General features: G+C 49.4%; 11 protein-coding genes. 5 read left to right on the top strand and 6 right to left on the bottom strand.

Annotated features, from left to right (window positions below):
- Positions 1–148: 148 nt before the first annotated feature.
- From aceF to zwf, 6 genes are all read right to left on the bottom strand, one after another.
- On the bottom strand, positions 149–1,777 hold the full coding sequence (gene aceF / locus HA050_RS16940) for a dihydrolipoyllysine-residue acetyltransferase (RefSeq protein WP_166828744.1): 1,629 nt from the start codon (positions 1,775–1,777) through the stop codon (positions 149–151).
- 102 nt (positions 1,778–1,879) lie between these two features.
- Positions 1,880–4,537 carry a pyruvate dehydrogenase (acetyl-transferring), homodimeric type gene (gene aceE, locus HA050_RS16935; RefSeq protein ID WP_166828741.1) on the bottom strand — a complete coding sequence of 886 codons (2,658 nt, stop codon included), beginning with the start codon at positions 4,535–4,537 and terminating at the stop codon, positions 1,880–1,882.
- 125 nt (positions 4,538–4,662) lie between these two features.
- On the bottom strand, positions 4,663–6,309 hold the full coding sequence (gene pgi / locus HA050_RS16930) for a glucose-6-phosphate isomerase (RefSeq protein ID WP_099398597.1): 1,647 nt from the start codon (positions 6,307–6,309) through the stop codon (positions 4,663–4,665).
- Between the two features lie 21 nt (positions 6,310–6,330).
- Positions 6,331–7,182, bottom strand: coding sequence for a transcriptional regulator HexR (hexR, locus tag HA050_RS16925; protein ID WP_115226158.1), 852 nt, complete (start codon positions 7,180–7,182; stop codon positions 6,331–6,333).
- Between the two features lie 123 nt (positions 7,183–7,305).
- Positions 7,306–8,007 carry a 6-phosphogluconolactonase gene (gene pgl, locus HA050_RS16920; protein WP_166828738.1) on the bottom strand — a complete coding sequence of 234 codons (702 nt, stop codon included), beginning with the start codon at positions 8,005–8,007 and terminating at the stop codon, positions 7,306–7,308.
- Between the two features lie 64 nt (positions 8,008–8,071).
- The gene (gene zwf, locus HA050_RS16915) at positions 8,072–9,526 is read right to left on the bottom strand and encodes a glucose-6-phosphate dehydrogenase (RefSeq protein ID WP_099398600.1); all 1,455 of its coding nucleotides are present in this window, start codon (positions 9,524–9,526) and stop codon (positions 8,072–8,074) included.
- Positions 9,527–9,830: 304 nt separating this feature from the next.
- On the opposite strand from zwf, the gene edd reads away from it, so the two are divergent.
- The 5 genes from edd to HA050_RS16890 all read left to right on the top strand — a co-directional run bounded on the left by edd (position 9,831) and on the right by HA050_RS16890 (position 16,985).
- Positions 9,831–11,657 (top strand): phosphogluconate dehydratase, encoded by a 1,827-nt coding sequence (edd, locus tag HA050_RS16910; protein ID WP_166828734.1) that lies wholly within the window; start codon positions 9,831–9,833, stop codon positions 11,655–11,657.
- A gap of 124 nt (positions 11,658–11,781) precedes the next feature.
- Positions 11,782–12,408: a bifunctional 4-hydroxy-2-oxoglutarate aldolase/2-dehydro-3-deoxy-phosphogluconate aldolase gene (gene eda, locus HA050_RS16905; RefSeq protein ID WP_099398602.1), complete on the top strand. Its 627-nt coding sequence runs from the start codon at positions 11,782–11,784 to the stop codon at positions 12,406–12,408.
- 218 nt (positions 12,409–12,626) lie between these two features.
- Complete coding sequence (gene gap, locus HA050_RS16900) at positions 12,627–13,643, top strand: type I glyceraldehyde-3-phosphate dehydrogenase (protein ID WP_099398614.1); 1,017 nt, start codon at positions 12,627–12,629, stop codon at positions 13,641–13,643.
- Between the two features lie 861 nt (positions 13,644–14,504).
- Positions 14,505–15,599, top strand: a complete 1,095-nt coding sequence (locus HA050_RS16895) for a porin (protein WP_166828731.1) — start codon at positions 14,505–14,507, stop codon at positions 15,597–15,599.
- A 288-nt stretch (positions 15,600–15,887) separates the two neighbouring features.
- Positions 15,888–16,985: a porin gene (locus HA050_RS16890; protein WP_166828728.1), complete on the top strand. Its 1,098-nt coding sequence runs from the start codon at positions 15,888–15,890 to the stop codon at positions 16,983–16,985.
- Positions 16,986–17,135: the final 150 nt, after the last annotated feature.

Here is a 17,135-nt window from a genome sequence, read left to right as displayed (position 1 = left end):
GGGCTAAGGCAGTAAAAATCAAAAAATTCTGTAGCATCGCAGATTGGGTTATGCGATCGCTGAGCGAGGTAAATCCCGCACGCAGACCGCTAACCCAACTTACAAATGCGGTGTTCGCTGAGTCTACAGAAATTTTATCTTTATCTGCTTACAACACCAGGCGACGGATGTCGCTTAGCAGCTTGCCCAGTTGCACTGTGAAGCGGCCAGCCAGTGCACCGTCGATCACGCGGTGATCGAAGGACAAGGACAATGGGCACATCAGGCGTGGTACAAATTCTTTGCCATTCCAGATCGGCTTGATTTGCGATTTGCAAACGCCAAGAATCGCCACTTCCGGTGCGTTAACGATAGGCGTGAAGCTTGTGCCGCCAATGCCGCCAAGGCTGGAAATGGTAAAGGTTGCACCTTGCATATCGGTTGGCTTGAGCTTGCCTTCGCGCGCCAGGGCGGAAAGCTCGGTCAATTCTTTGGCGATTTGCTTGAGGCCTTTTTGATCGGCGTTTTTAATTACCGGTACAACCAGACCATTTGGCGTGTCTGCCGCAAAACCGATATTGTAGTACTGCTTCAATACCAGATTATCGCCATCGAGGCTGGCATTCACGGTTGGGAAGGCTTTAAGCACTTCGGCAGCGGCTTTAATGATAAAGGCCAGAGGCGAGAGTTTAAGGCCTGATTTTTCCCACTCTTTACCGATGGATTTGCGGAATTCTTCCAGCTCGGTGATATCGCATTCATCGTTAAATGTAACGTGCGGAATCACTACCCAGTTGCGATGCAGGTTGGCACCTGAAAGCTTCTGGATACGCGTCAGCGGCTTGGTTTCGATCGGGCCAAACTTGGCAAAATCAACTTTTGGCCATGGCAAGAGATCAAGGCCTGAGCCAGTACCAATAGCAGCGGCTGCGCTTGGTGCGGCTGCTGCGCCGCTCATGATTGATTTCACATAGGCTTGTACATCGCCATGCAAAATACGGCCTTTAGGGCCGGTGCCGTTAACCAGGCTCAGGTCAACGCCTAATTCACGGGCAAAGCTGCGAATCGAAGGCGAGGCGTGGGCTTTTTTGAAGCCTGCTTCGTTGATGGTACGTGGTGCTGCAGCTGCTGCAACAGGCGCTGCGACCGGAGCAGGGGCTGCGGCCACTGGGGCAGCAACCGGTGCCGGAGCAGCTACGGGAGCTACGGGAGCTACGGGCGCTGCTGTTGAAGCTGTGCCTTTCAGTACCAGGATCAGGCCGCCTTCGCTGATTTTATCGCCCACTTTCAGGGAGATGCTTTCAACGACGCCCGCTTCCGGGGATGGTACTTCCATCGAGGCTTTGTCTGTTTCCAGTGTGATCAGTGATTGTTCTTTCTCCACCACATCGCCGACTTTTACAAAGACTTCGATCACATCTACAGCATCGTGGCCACCGATGTCCGGTACGCGCACTTCAATGCTGCTGGCCACGCTGCTGGCTGCCGGCGCTGCAACCGGCGCTGCGGCAGGTGCCGCTGCCGGAGCCGCCGCAGGCGCTGCTGTGCTTGCGGTGTCTGCTGCTTCGAGCAGTAAAACGATGCTGCCTTCAGAGGCTTTATCGCCAATTTTAATCTTCATTTCTTTAACAATACCGGCGTGGGTCGATGGCACTTCCATCGTCGCTTTGTCGGTTTCTAATGTAATGAGCGATTGCTCTACTTCAATGGTGTCGCCAGCTTTTACAAAAACCTCGATTACTTCAACGCCCTCGTGGCCGCCGATATCGGGGATTTTTACTTCAATCAATGTGCTCATATATACGAATCCTGTGAGGGGTATGGAGTGAGGAGGAGGGCACTTGTCCCTCCATGGTGCTTTGCCTTTCAGCCTGATGCCTGAAGGCAAAGCCTCACTGCTTTACACGGTCCAAGGCGCCGGGCGGTTTGCAATGCCGTACTTTTCGATGGCTTCTGCAACTTTCGCTGCAGGAATTTTGCCTTCGTCAGCCAGGGCTTTCAGTGCAGCAACCGCTACGTGGAAGCGATCCACTTCAAAGAAGCTGCGCAATGCTTTACGTGAATCAGAGCGGCCATAGCCGTCACAACCCAGCACAACATATTTTGCAGGAACGTATTCACGAACCTGATCTGCAAACGCGCGTTTGTAATCGGTTGCCGCAATCACAGGGCCAGTACGGCCAGTCAGGCATTCAGTAACATAAGGCACTTGCTGCGCAGCCAGCGGGTTAAGCATATTGTGACGCTCAACCGCCATACCATCACGGCGCAGTTCGTTAAAGCTTGGGCAAGACCAGATATCTGCATCCACGCCGAAATCGGCTTTCAATAGTTCAGCCGCAGCAATGACTTCGCGGAAGATAGTACCCGAACCCATCAGCTGTACTTTCAGAGCAGCGTCTTTGGCACCTTCCCGGAACATATACATACCGCGCAGGATGCCGGCTTCCGAGCCTTCTGGCATGGCCGGGTGGCTGTAGTTTTCATTCATTACTGACAGGTAGTAATAAATGTTTTCCTGGTTTTGATACATACGGCGCATACCGTCCTGCACAATCACCGCCAGCTCGTAAGCGAAGGTTGGATCGTAGGACACGCAGTTCGGGATAAATTCAGCAAACAGATGGCCGTGACCATCCTGGTGCTGTAAGCCTTCACCGTTCAGCGTAGTGCGGCCCGCTGTACCGCCTACCAGGAAGCCTCGGGCGCGTAAATCGCCCGCTGCCCATGCCAGGTCGCCAATACGCTGGAAACCAAACATAGAGTAGTAGATGTAGAACGGAATCATGGTGACGCCGTGGTTGGCGTAGGACGTTGCCGCAGCAATCCAGTCGCTCATCGCACCAGCTTCGTTAATCCCTTCTTGCAATACCTGGCCAGTTTTGGATTCTTTGTAGAACATCAGCTGATCAGCATCTTGTGGCTCGTACAGCTGGCCCACGTGAGACCAGATACCCAGCTGACGGAACATGCCTTCCATACCAAAGGTGCGCGATTCATCCGGCACGATAGGCACGATGCGGTTACCAATTTGCTTGTCTTTCACCAAAGTGTTCAGGATACGGACAAAAGCCATGGTGGTGGACATTTCACGCTCACCCGTGCTGCCCAGCAGGCCGCTTAATGCATCAAGGCCCGGCACTTGCAAAGGCTCATCTACCGGTTTTCTGGATGGCACAAAGCCGCCCAGCTCGGCACGACGCTCGTGCATATGCTTCAGTTCCTGGCTGTCATCAGCAGGACGGTAGAATTTGCATGCAATGGCTTCTTCGTCGGTCAGCGGGATATTGAAGCGGTCGCGCAGGTAAAGCAGATCGGTGTCCGACAGCTTTTTAGTGTTGTGCGCTACGTTTTGCGATTCGCCTGCAGCGCCAACGCCAAAGCCTTTTACTGTTTTAACCAGCAGCAAGGTTGGCTGATCTTTGTGCTCAACTGCGGCTTTATAGGCAGCGTAAACTTTGTAAAGATCGTTACCACCACGGGTCAGACGCCAGATATCGTCATCTGACATGGCTGAAACGAGGTCGAGTAATTCCGGGTAAGCACCGAAGAAGTGTTCGCGTACATAAGCGCCGTTTTTGGATTTGTAAGTCTGGTATTCACCATCGACCACTTCCATCATGCGTTTTTGCAGCAGGCCTTTTTTGTCCTGAGCAAGGATGGCATCCCAGCCTGTGCCCCAGACTACTTTAATTACATTCCAGCCCGAGCCACGGAAGTCGCCTTCCAGCTCCTGAATGATTTTGCCGTTACCGCGCACTGGGCCGTCAAGGCGCTGCAGGTTGCAGTTGATGACAAAAATCAGATTGTCGAGCTTTTCACGGCCAGCAAGGGAAATCGCGCCCAGCGATTCTGGCTCGTCCATTTCGCCATCGCCGCAGAAGCACCAAACTTTACGATCGCCTTTTTGCTTAAAGCCACGATCGTCCAGGTACTTCATAAAGCGGGCCTGGTAAATCGCCATCAGCGGGCCAAGACCCATCGATACCGTTGGGAATTGCCAGAAATCCGGCATTAGCCAAGGGTGTGGATAAGACGATAAACCACCGCCATCTACTTCACGGCGGAATTTATTCAGTTGTTCTTCGGTAATACGGCCTTCAAGATAGGCGCGTGAGTAAACGCCAGGCGCAGAGTGGCCCTGGAAATAAACCAGATCACCACCGTGGTTTGCGCTTGGTGCATGCCAGAAGTGATTCCAGCCCACATCGTATAAAGTGGCTGCCGAAGCAAACGAGGAAATATGGCCGCCCGGCTCTGCTTCGTCGCGGTTGGCTTTTACCACCATTGCGGCTGCATTCCAGCGGGTATAGGCCAGAATGCGTTCTTCCAAATTAGGCTTGCCAGGGTGCTTGGCTTGCAGGTACGCCGGAATCGTATTGATATAAGCGGTAGTTGCAGTGTACGGAATGTTGACGCCATCCTGGCGTGCATGATCTACAAGCTTTTCAACCAGGAAATGGGCGCGCTCTGCGCCTTCTTTTTCGAGGACGCTATCGAGTGACTCCAGCCATTCTTGCGTTTCTTGGGGATCGAGGTCATGAAGCTGCTCTGCCATTGGTCTCTCTACCTTGTGAGTGGGTTAATAACTCCGCAGATTTTGATGCGGAGGCAGGCCGGTTGTGTGGACCAGCCTGCTTTAAAAGGCCTGCATTGTAATAGGCATATAAAAATACATCCCGTTTAACGGGGGGTATTTCGCTTGTAATAATTCACCAGACCGTTGGTCGAAGCGTCATGGTTAGTGGTTAAACCCGGAGTGGTTAAATCAGCCTCAATGGCTTTTGCCAATTGTTTGCCTAATTCAACACCCCATTGGTCATAGGAATTAATATTCCAGACCGTGCCTTGTACGAATACTTTGTGCTCGTACAAAGCAATCAGTGCACCTAAACGCCGCGGTGATAAACGCTGCATTAAGATGGTATTGGTCGGGCGATTACCTTCAAATACTTTATGCGGAACTAAAGCATCCTGTTCTTCGCCGGTAATACCCTGTGCATCTAATTCTGCGCGAACTTCCGATTCATTTTTACCGCGTAAAAACGCTTCTGTCTGGGCAAATACATTAGCCATCAGAATGGTATTGTGCGGTTCAGGAATATCCGGATGTTCTATTGTGGCAATAAAATCGACGGGTACGATTTGGCTGCCCTGATGCAATAACTGGTAATACGCGTGCTGGCCGTTAATACCGGTATCGCCCCATACAACAGGCCCGGTGCGATAATTCACGCGTTTTCCATTCAAATCAACCGTTTTACCGTTTGATTCCATATCCAGTTGTTGCAAATACGCAGGGAAGCGATAAAGCGATTGGTTATAGGGTGAAATAAGCTGGGTGGATGCGCCAAAGAAATTAACGTACCAAACACCAAGCATTCCCATAATCACCGGCAAATTCTGCTCTAATGGCTTGCTGCAGAAATGCTGGTCCATGGTATATGCACCATGCAAAAGATCCTGGTAATTGTGTTTGCCCAGATAAATAGCAATCGGTAAACCAATCGCACTCCACAGGCTATAGCGGCCGCCTACCCAATCCCAGAATTCAAACATATTTTCAATATCAATACCGAATTCGCTGACGGCTTTGGCATTGGTTGAAACGGCCACAAAATGCTTGGCAATATGTTTTTCATCACCCGAAGCTTTTACAAACCATGCGCGTGATGTACGGGCATTGGTCAGCGTTTCCTGGGTGGTAAATGTTTTGGAAGAAATAATAAAGAGCGTTGTTTCCGGATTCAGTTCTGCCAGTGTGGATACAACCTGGTCGCCATCAACGGTGGAAACAAAATGCATTTTCAGGCGTTTGTGGCCGTAATCTTTCAGCGCCTGGCAAACCATCAGCGGGCCCAGATCCGAGCCGCCAATACCGATGTTTACAATGTCGGTAATCGCCTTGCCGGTGTAACCCAGCCATTCACCCGAGCGGACTTTATCCGAGAAAACGCCGATTTTATCTTTTACGGCATTCACTTTAGGCATGACATCTTCGCCATCCACAATCAATGGATGTTTATCCAGGTTGCGAAGCGCAGTGTGTAATACGGCACGGTTTTCTGTGGTATTGATTTTCTGGCCTGCAAACATGGCTTTGATGCGTTCTTGCAGACCGGATTGCCGGGCCAGATCCATCAGCAAAGTCATGGTTTTTGCTGTGATGCGGTTTTTTGAGTAATCAAAAAACAGGCCGCCTGATTCAAGTGAAAATTTTTCAAAGCGCTGTGGATCGTCCTTAAACAGATCGCGCAGATGCAAAGAAGACACTTCATTGAAGTGTTCTTCTAAAGCAAGCCAGGCTGGTGTTTGTGTCAGGTTTTGCATGTGTGGATAAGTCCTTAAAAATCAGCTGTAGTTGTCATGACCACGAACACGCTTTTCTTTGAGGCTGCGCTTCATTTTTTCGAGTTGGTCTATGAGTTCTGGTCCGCGCCTGAGTGCTACACCGACGGCAAGTACGTCAATAATCACCAGATGCACAATCCGGGTAATCATTGGGGTGTAAAGATCAGGATCTTCCATCGTGTCGGCAAAAAGGCAGAGCGAGCAACGCTTGGCCAGTGGTGATTTGGAATGGGTAATCCCAATCACATCGGCCCCGGCATCGCGGGCAATTTCTACTGAGCGCAATAAATCGAGCGTGCGGCCCGAGTTGGAAATAGCAACAACGGCATCCCCCGGCCCCAGCATGGATGCACTCATGCCGTGCATATGCGGGTCGGTATAGGAGACGGTAGGCACACCTAAGCGGAAAAACTTATTCTGTGCGTCTATTGCGACGGCACCCGATTGTCCCTGCCCGTAAACTTCAATTTTTTTGGCATTCGACATGATCGTAATGGCACGCTCCAGTACTTCGGTGTCGAGCTCATTACGGCAGCGCAGCAGGTGCGAAATATTGTTGTCGAATAATTTACGTGCCAAATCGTGTGCTGAATCGTCGCGGCTCACCATGGAGTGCACATAGGGCACGCCGGATACCAGGCTGCGTGTGAGGCGCAGCTTGAAATCCTGCAAGCCGGAGCAGTTGAGTGAGCGACAAAAACGAATCACGGTAGGCTGTGAAACAAGCGCTAAGTCGGCAATTTGCGCAATCGGAGCATTGGCAACCAGATTAGGTTGTTCAATAACCAGCTCTGCCACTTTTCGTTCTGATTTGCTGAGGCTATCGAGTGCGGCCTTGATACGTTCGAGCATGTCTTTTTCTCACTCAAACACGAGTTTTATGGGGGTGAAGCCCTTGTGTAAAATCTTCCTGGCAGTGAATACCTGCCGGGAAAATTTTGCAAAAGCACTTATCAGGGAGTTGAAGCATCCGAATCAGGCTGCCCAGAACACGTGTTTGGCGCTTTCTGCCTTATCCAGAACACGGCGGATAGGGTATTGCTCTGTAAGTGGTTTTTGTTCAGAGAGTGCCACTTGCAATAATGCTTTTTTACTCCCGCCAGTGATATGTACGATTACCGACCGCGCTTTGGCAAGCGCAGGCAGGGTGAGCGTAATGCGCTGATGCGGCGCTGCCGGAGGGGTGACGGCTGCGCACAGGGCGCTGGATACACAGGCGCTTTCAAGCTCTGCAGCATTGGGGAACAGCGATGCGGTATGGCCATCATCTCCCATGCCTAAAATCAGGACATCCAGTGGCGAGGGCAGTGCAGCGAGGCGTGCTTCAATGCTTGGCTGGCCTTCATGGGCGGAGCTGGCATCTGACACTTGCGAAATAAAAGTCGCTTTGGCTGCATTGTCCTGCAGCAGGTTTTCACGCGTCAGGCGCTCATTACTGTCTGCATGATCGGGAGCAACCCAGCGCTCATCCGCTAAGGTAACGATGACTTTTGACCAGTCTAATTCTTTTACCCGCAACGCTTTAAACATGCCTGCAGGTGTTCTGCCACCTGAGACAGCAATCCCCGCCTGGCCGCGTGCAGCAATGGCAGTGCTTAATTGCTCAGCAATAAAATCTGCCAGTTGTTGATCTAATTCGTCTTTGGATGAACATTCGTGCCATGACAGTGATGACATGCTTTACCTCATGATAATGAAAGAGCGGGCCAGAAAACCGGCCCGCCTGATTCAAATACTTGATTTAATCTTCTTCGTGCCAGCACAGGCCATCACGGGACAACAGGGCGGATGATGCTGCCGGGCCCCATGTTCCTGCAGTGTATGGCTTAGGGCCATCAGAGCTGCTTTCCCAGTTATCAATGATAGGCTCAACCCAGCGCCATGCGGCACGCTGCTCGTCGCGGCGTACAAACAGCGACAGATCGCCGCGAATCACATCCAGCAACAGGCGCTCGTAGGCTTCAGGGCTGCGTGTTTTGAAGGTTTCTTTGAAATCCATATCCAGGTGAACAGGACGCAGGCGGCCCTGATTACCTGGCTCTTTTGCCATCATATAGAGGCGTACGGATTCATCAGGTTGCAGCTGAATGACCAGGCGGTTTGGCGTACTGGCTGTGCGGCCATAAATAGAATGCGGCGCTTCACGGAAATTAATCACGATCTCAGCAAGGCGCTCGGATAAACGTTTGCCGGTGCGCAGATAAAACGGTACGCCTGCCCAGCGCCAGGTTTGGATTTCAGCCTTCAGAGCAACAAAGGTTTCGGTTTTTGAGCCAGCCGGAACATCCGGCTCATCCAGATAACCCGGTACAGGCTTGCCAGCCACGGCACCTGCACGATACTGACCGCGCACGACTTTGGTGTGCACATCTTCAGTAGAGAGGGGTTTTAAGGCGCGTAAAATTTTAAGCTTTTCATCACGAACCGCGTCGGCATCGATCGATGCAGGCGGCTCCATGGCGACAATTGTCAGCAGCTGTAAGAGATGGTTTTGTACCATATCACGCAGCGCACCGGTCTTATCGTAGAAATCGGCACGCGATTCAACACCGACCTGCTCGGTCACGGTGATTTGTACATCGCGAATCCATTCTCTGCGCCATAGTGGCTCGAGCAAGGTGTTGGCAAAGCGCAGAGCCATTAAGTTCTGAACAGGTTCTTTGCCCAAATAATGGTCGATGCGATAAATTTGGTGTTCCTGGAAATACTCACCGACTTCATCATTAATCTTGTTTGATGAAGCTAAATCGTGTCCCAGCGGCTTTTCAAGCACCACACGGGCATTGCCAGCGGCAAGGCCAACTTCAGACAGGCTTTTAGAAATAGGGGCGAATAAATCAGGTGCAGTTGACAGATAAAACACACGAACGCGTTTTGGAAAGGCATTAAGTGCATCGGCCAGCTTGGTGAATTCTGCAGGGTGGTTGGCATCCAGTTGCAGATATTCAATCCGTTCAGCAAACGTTGCCCAGTCGGCGTCGTTGTAGTGTTTGCCCAGATAGCCTACAGCTAAAGCATGGGCTTTTTTGAGGTAAGCGGCAGTATCCGGAACGCTGCGGCCCAAACAGACGATGCGTCCTTCCTGGGGCAGATTGCCTTCTTGATGTTGATGGTAGAGCGCAGGAAGTAATTTGCGCATTACCAAGTCGCCAGTGCCGCCGAACAGCACCATGTCGAAAGCGTCGATCTGAGTCATCCGCGAGAGTCCTTATTCTTGAGTCGGTTTTCGGGCCTTGGCGGGCACGTAAGACTTTGTAATCTTACTACACAGCTAAATAGCGGCGCAAACGAAATTCGCCAAGGGCCATGAATGGTGGGGGTTAACACGTAGCGCAGAATGGTAACCCTGTGTAAATGTTGACTATTGATGCAGCGCAATGAAATGAAATTTCCAAGCTGCTGCGGTTGAAGTTATAGGTGCTTTGTAGTAAAACTACGATCAATTTTATAGAAATGCACGTGGCGTGCTGTGATCGCGCCGTAACTCGGAGCCTTTGTCTATGTCTGTTCATCCCAAGCTTGCCGAAGTCACTGCGCGTATTATCGCAAGAAGCCAAGGCCCACGCTCCCGTTATTTAGCACGCCTTGAGAAGGCTGCCAGTAAGGAGCCGCTGCGTAAAGGCTTAGCCTGTACTAATCAGGCTCATGCCTGGGCTGCAGCGCCAGAAAACGACAAAATTATGATGCGCGAAATGCGTCAGCCCAATCTGGGAATTGTCTCTGCTTACAATGACATGCTGTCGGCGCATCAGCCTTTTGAGGCCTTTCCCGCCATTATTAAAGAAGCCGTGCGTCAGTCAGGGGCTACCGCTCAATTTGCAGGTGGTGTTCCCGCCATGTGCGATGGCGTGACGCAAGGCCAGCCAGGCATGGAGCTTAGCCTGTTCAGCCGTGATGTGATTGCTATGTCCACCGCTGTGGGGCTTTCGCATAATGTGTTTGATAGCGTGGTTTGCTTAGGGGTCTGCGACAAGATTGTGCCGGGTTTACTGATTGGAGCCCTGCAGTTTGGCCACCTGCCAACAGTTTTTGTTCCTGCCGGCCCGATGACTTCGGGTATTGCAAATAGTGAAAAAGCCAAAGCGCGTCAGTTATTTGCTGAGGGCAAATGCGGGCGTGAAGAACTGCTGGCTTCTGAAGAAGGCTCTTATCACGGAGCAGGCACTTGTACATTTTTTGGTACAGCCAACTCAAATCAAATGTTAATGGAAGTGATGGGCCTGCATTTGCCTGGCGCAGCTTTCGTTAATCCTAATACTCCCTTACGCGAAGCCCTGACTGTTGCTGCGGCGCAACGTGCGATTGCTATTACATATAAAGGCGATGAATTTACGCCAGTAGGTAAAGTGGTCGATGAAAAATGTATCGTAAACGGCATTGTTGGTCTGATGGCCACGGGCGGATCGACCAATCACACCATTCACTTGATTGCCATTGCACGGGCTGCGGGCATCATTATTGACTGGAGCGATTTTGACGATTTATCGGCCATTATTCCTTTGCTGGCAAAAATTTATCCAAATGGCTCTGCCGATGTAAATCATTTCCATGCAGCGGGCGGAATGGGCTTTTTAATACGTGAATTGCTCGACGCGGGCTTGTTGCATGAAGACGTGCTGACGGTAGCTGGCAAGAGCTTGCGCCCGTATGCGAACGAGCCTTTCCTTGGCGAAGATGGCAAAGCGGTATGGCGTCCGGCTCCTCTTGAGCCTGTCGATGATAATGTGGTTCGCCATGCAAGCAACCCATTTAGTGCTGACGGTGGTTTACGTTTACTGGCGGGTAATCTTGGCCGCTCTGTCATCAAAATTTCTGCGGTTAAGCCAGAAAATCGCTGTGTAGAAGCGCCAGCCATTGTATTTGATGATCAGGACGATGTGCTGGCTGCATTTAAGCGCGGTGAGCTGGAAAAAGACTTTGTGGTGGTTCTGCGCTTCCAGGGGCCGCGTGCCAATGGGATGCCGGAGCTGCATAAGCTGACTCCTGTGCTGGGCCTCTTGCAGGATCGTGGTTTTAAAGTGGCTTTGGTGACCGATGGCCGTATGTCTGGCGCGTCGGGCAAAGTGCCTTCTGCTATTCATATGACGCCAGAAGTCTTGAATGGCGGCCCTCTGGGCAAGGTGAGAAATGGTGACATCATCCGCCTTGATGCGGATGCGGGTGTGGTTGAAGCGAAGGTCGATGCTGCTGAATGGGCCGCGCGTACCGTGGATACAGCGGATTTGTCCGCTAATGAGCATGGTATGGGGCGCGAGTTGTTCGCCACATTCCGGGCTGCAGCAACTGGCGCTGAAGAAGGCGCAATCAGCATGGGCCTTGCCCATTAATGAAGTCATTCAGATTGGTTTGATTCCATTGCTTTCTGGGCGGCTAAGTCGCCCTTAAGTATATAAAATGGAATTTAAGCAATCTGATCTATTAAATATTTACGAGAACAGGAAGAACAACCCCATGCAAATTCGCGAAATCATGCGCTCTTGTCCGGTGATGCCGGTTTTGGTAATCGAGAAAGTAGAGCACGCAGTCCCTTTGGCCAAGGCTTTGGTTGAAGGCGGTATTCGTGTACTGGAAGTCACTCTGCGTACCGATGCCGCTTTGGCTGCTGTGCGTGCCATTGTGGATAACGTGCCCGGTGCTATTGTGGGTGTGGGCACCGTCGTTCGCCCGGAGCAATTTGCACAAGCTAAAGCTGCAGGTGCGGTATTTGCGGTGACACCTGGCCTGACCCCTAAGCTGGCTGCTGCTGCCCGCGAAGCAAAAATTGAATTACTGCCCGGTGTAATGACACCATCCGAGGCGATTGCAGCACTGGAAGAAGGTTTCGATGCACTGAAACTATTCCCTGCCGAGCAAGCAGGCAGTTTAAGCATGCTTAAAGCAATGGGTGGCCCATTGCCGCAAATTTTATTCTGCCCGACTGGTGGTGTAAGCCCGGAATCAGCACCTAAGCTATTGGCCTTGCCAAATGTTGGGTGTGTGGGCGGATCATGGCTGGCCCCTAAAGAAATGGTTGCTGCTGGCGATTGGGCTGGTATTACTGCGCTGGCCCGTGCCGCAGCTGCATTAGCTAAGTCATAAAAGTATGGTGGTTTGATTTTTTCCCGCGCGTCTTTCATCGCTCTGTGCGTGGGTATAAAAATTTGCCTGCCCTAAGATTTACATCAATATTTCATTATTTATAGGGAATAGCCATATCGTCAGCAAGACGACAGTTGGGTATTCTTTGTATTCAATTTTTTTATGCGCGTCTCAGTAGCGGGCGCGTTTTTTCTGAACTCTCTGAGGAGCACCAGGCAATGGCAGCAATTCGTATCGCAATTAACGGCTACGGTCGTATCGGTCGCAATGTACTGCGCGCTTTGTATGAGTCTGGCCGTACTGATGAATTCCAAATCGTGGCAATTAACGATCTGGGCGACGCTAAGACCAATGCTCACCTGACTCAATACGATACCGTGCATGGTAAATTTGCTGGCAAAGTATCGGTTGATGGCGATTTCATGGTTGTAAACGGCGACAAAATCCGTGTTTGTGCTCAGCGTAATCCGGCTGATCTGCCATGGGCAGAAATCGGCGTTGATGTCGTGATGGAATGTACCGGCTTCTTTGCCAGCAAGGCAAAAGCTTCAGCACACATTACTGCTGGCGCGAAAAAAGTCATTATTTCTGCACCAGGTGGTAATGATGTTGATGCAACCATCGTGTTCGGTGTAAATCACGACACGCTGAAAGCAAGCGATACCGTTATTTCGAATGCTTCATGCACAACCAACTGCCTGGCGCCGCTGGTTAAGCCTCTGAACGATAAAATCGGCCTTGTTTCTGGTTTGATGACCACGATCCACAGCTACACCAATGATCAGGTTCTGACAGACGTTTATCACGAAGACTTGCGTCGTGCCCGTTCTGCAACGCATTCGATGATCCCTACTAAGACTGGCGCTGCCGCTGCGGTTGCTTTGGTATTGCCAGAGCTGAAAGGCAAGCTGGATGGTTTCGCTGTTCGCGTACCAACAATCAATGTATCTCTGGTTGATCTGACTTTCACTGCTGCACGTGCAACGACTGTTGAAGAAATCAACCAAATCATGAAAGAAGCGTCCGAAGGCCCAATGAAAGGCGTGTTGAACTACAACGACCTGCCATTGGTATCGATCGACTTCAACCATGATCCAGCATCCTCTACCTATGAAGCATCGCAAACTAAGGTTTCCGGCGGTACTTTGGTGAAAGTATTGTCCTGGTACGATAACGAGTGGGGCTTCTCCAACCGTATGCTTGATACCACTAAGGCTCTGTGGAACGCTAAATAAGCGCTTCTAAAGCTTTAACCGGTTTAAAAAAATACCCGCAGCAATGCGGGTATTTTTTTGTCTGCTGTTTTCCGGGGCTTGGGCTGCTTGGGCTTTACCAATGCATGGACGCTTCAACAGCACTTATTATCGCGGTGCCGGGGCCGTTTAGCAGGGCCTCACACTAAGAGTGAATGGTGATGGCTAATCGTATGCCCTGTGCTGTTCTATGTGTGATTGGGGGGCGCTACTTTGCCGTGGGAATGAGCGACAGTTAGCCTGGCAGGGCCCCTGTAAATTAAAACTGAGCATTTAAAGTGTCAGTTTTTAAGCAAAAACCATGTTGCAAATGTGCAACATGAGAGTTCTGTCGTCCTGTTTTATTGCTGTATTGCTGGCAGATCCTGAGGTCTTTTTAAGAGCTTTATCTGCTGAGTCAGGGAAAATAATTACGTCACGGGTGAATGACATTTAAATAAATAATTCATTTTTTCTGATTTACATATATTATTTCCAATTAAAAAAAAGCTGAATATTTACTAATTTTCTTTGCAATTATTTCCAACATTTGTTTTGTATTTTAATGTATTTTTGCGCCCGATTATCAATATATAAAGTGTATTACCTAGTGTATGCCATATCGATATTGGGTTGGTATTTTTACGTATAGGGGTTTGGTATTTTTACAGCAGAACAAAATTAAACGCTGTGGTTATATACGGGCTTCGGAGCACTTAGCTCGCTCAATTTTTAATTAAGTAGATTCGGTTTTTTTACTGAGTTGGCTTTAAATAAAATGCGCTGCTGAGTGGTCTTTCAAATCCTATGGATCCGAATTCAATTATGAATTCGTGGCTCTAAAATTGATAAAGGAATCTCAGTATGTTTAAGCGCGTTCTTATCGCTACTGCCGTATCCGCAATGTTTGCAGCTCCTGCATTCGCCGATGTAACAATCAGCGGTTCTGCTGAAATGGATCTGATGTACAAGACTAACCAGGCTGGTACAGATGGTAAGGGCAAATTTGCAGAAGAAATCGCTGTAGTTATCAATGTTGATGGTTCAGACAAACTGGATTCTGGCGATAAACTCAAATGGCGCATTGCTCAAAAAGTAGCGACTCCAGGTCGTTACGACAGCTTTGGTAAGCGTGAAGCATGGATCGGTTACGAAACTAAATTCGGTGAAGTTCGCTTCGGTAACCAGTTCTCTAACCAATACCTTGAGCTAGATGGTTTTGCATCTTCAGGCCAAGGTAACCTGTGGGCTGACTTTGGTTCTAACCAAGTTCAATACGCGAATGGCGTAAGCTACTTCTCGCCTAAATTCAGTGGCTTCAGCTTTGCTGGTCAATACGATTTAGGTAACGGTCGTAACTCAGCACGTGCAATGGAACTGACAGCTAACTACACAGGCTACGGTTTCAATGTTTCTGCTGGCGCTTCTGAAGCTAAAAACAGCAAGCACGCTTCTTCCGAGCCTATGGTATTCGGTGGTAATGAATGGGGTCATTCAGGTGATTTCACTGTAGGTGCTGCAGAAAACAAACTGCGTACTTACAATATTGATGCAGCTTATAAAATGGGTGCATTCGATTTCAAAGCCGGCTACAAACGCAATGAATGGAATGGTGCCGTAAATCTGAACGCAGGCCCAGGTGAAAAAACTACAGTTGACCAATTCTTGGTGGCTGCTGGTTACACAATGGGTAAAAACAACTTCAACCTTGGCTACCAACGCGTTCAAGACAGCAAAACTGATGGCACTAAGTACGATGACGGTATGAACGTTATCAACGCTCAGTACAACTACACACTGTCTAAAAACACTGTAGCTTTTGCTCAAGTTCGCCATCACATGTTCGACACAGCTGGTCAGGCTAGTGTGATGAAAAATGACTGGCAGCTGGATGGTTCTGTTGGTTCAAACAAGAAAAATGCAACACGCTTGTTAGTAGGTACATGGACAGCGTTCTAATTCAGAACCTGCCATAAGAGTGACGGGCTGGCATTTAATGTTGGTCTGACGCTTTAAAGTCTAAAAAAACGCCACGATGTAAATCGTGGCGTTTTTTCATGCGTGCCAGCATTTACGCCATTCTCATGAGGGGTATGTTGCATTTGGGATACACAATGTTGCAGATACGCGACGCAATATTGCATGGGTTTGTACCTATTGAGTATTCTTGCTTCGTAACACAAGCAAATATGCCTTGATGTACTGAAGTTAAAAAAAACCATATTCCCTTTTAGAGAGAGATGAATAATGTTTAAACGTGCTCTGATCGTTGCTGCTGTTGCAGCAGCATGCTCCGCTTCTGCTTACGCAGAAGTTACAATTAGTGGTTCTGCTGAACTGGATGTAATGTATTACACCAACCAAACTGCTGATGGTAAGGGTAAGTTCGCGATTGATACTCCTGTAATTATCAGCTTTGATGGCGCAGATAAGTGGGATAATGGTCTGTCAACTATCTGGCGCATTTCACAAAAACCAGGCCCTGGCGGTAGTGACAAGGCAACTGGTTATTCTGCTGATGGTAAAGCTGCTCCTGGCCAAACATTTGGTAGCCGTGAAGCTTTCATTGGTGTAAAAGGTGGTTTTGGTACAGTTAAGTTTGGTCGTATTTTCCAACAAACTTACTTGCAAAAAGACTGGCCTTATCTGACAGATGGTTCGGGTAACACTGGTGAAGACCGTGGTGTGGGTTCGGGTGCATTCTTTGACAACGCAGTTGGCTACGAAGGTACTTTTGGCAACGTAAACGTTTTTGCATCTGTTGATCTGGGTAATGGCTTTACAGACAAAAAGAATGGCACACAAGGTTATGAGTTGGGTGGTGGTGCAACATTCGGTGCTTTCCACGTAGATGCTTCTTACCTGGCTCAAAAGAATGGTTCTTATGCCACTCCTGGTTCGGTAGATTCATCTGGTAAGGTAGTTGCCGGTAACCCGGATGTTGCTGCAAGTGGTTACGACAGCACATTCTTTGTTGGTGCACGTGGTGCGTTTGGCCCTGTTACATTGTCTTTGGACTGGGCTCATGACAAGTTTGACCGTACTGATGTGAAAGAAGATGCGATCCACGGTAAAGTTGGTTACAGCTTCAATGACAAATTGTCTTTGAATGCAGGTTGGACTCACATCAAGGATAACGGTGGCGGCGATAACAAGGCTGATCAGTTTAGCACTCAGCTTGGTTACAATGTATCTAAAAACACCATGGCTTTTGTTCAATACCGTTACATCAAATTGGGCGATGCAGGCAAGAACCCAGTTGGTTTCACATGGCAAGCCCAAGGTATTGCTGGCAACAAAGACAGCATGCAACGTCTGGTTGTTGGTACATGGACAGGCTTCTAATCTTAATTGTTTAAGTAATAAACAATATCAAAACCCCGCTTCGGCGGGGTTTTTTGCGTTGTTGATTCTATTTCGAGTAATGGGGAGGAGTATTTGAGATTGTCTATTTAGGGATATACAAATGAAAAAACCCCCTGATTTTCATCAGGG

Origin of the sequence: Iodobacter violaceini, from assembly GCF_011601265.1 — a bacterium.
GTDB lineage: Bacteria > Pseudomonadota > Gammaproteobacteria > Burkholderiales > Chitinibacteraceae > Iodobacter > Iodobacter violaceini.
The sequence above is the reverse complement of the archived record's forward strand: the minus strand, read 5'-3'. Positions and strand labels throughout refer to the sequence as shown.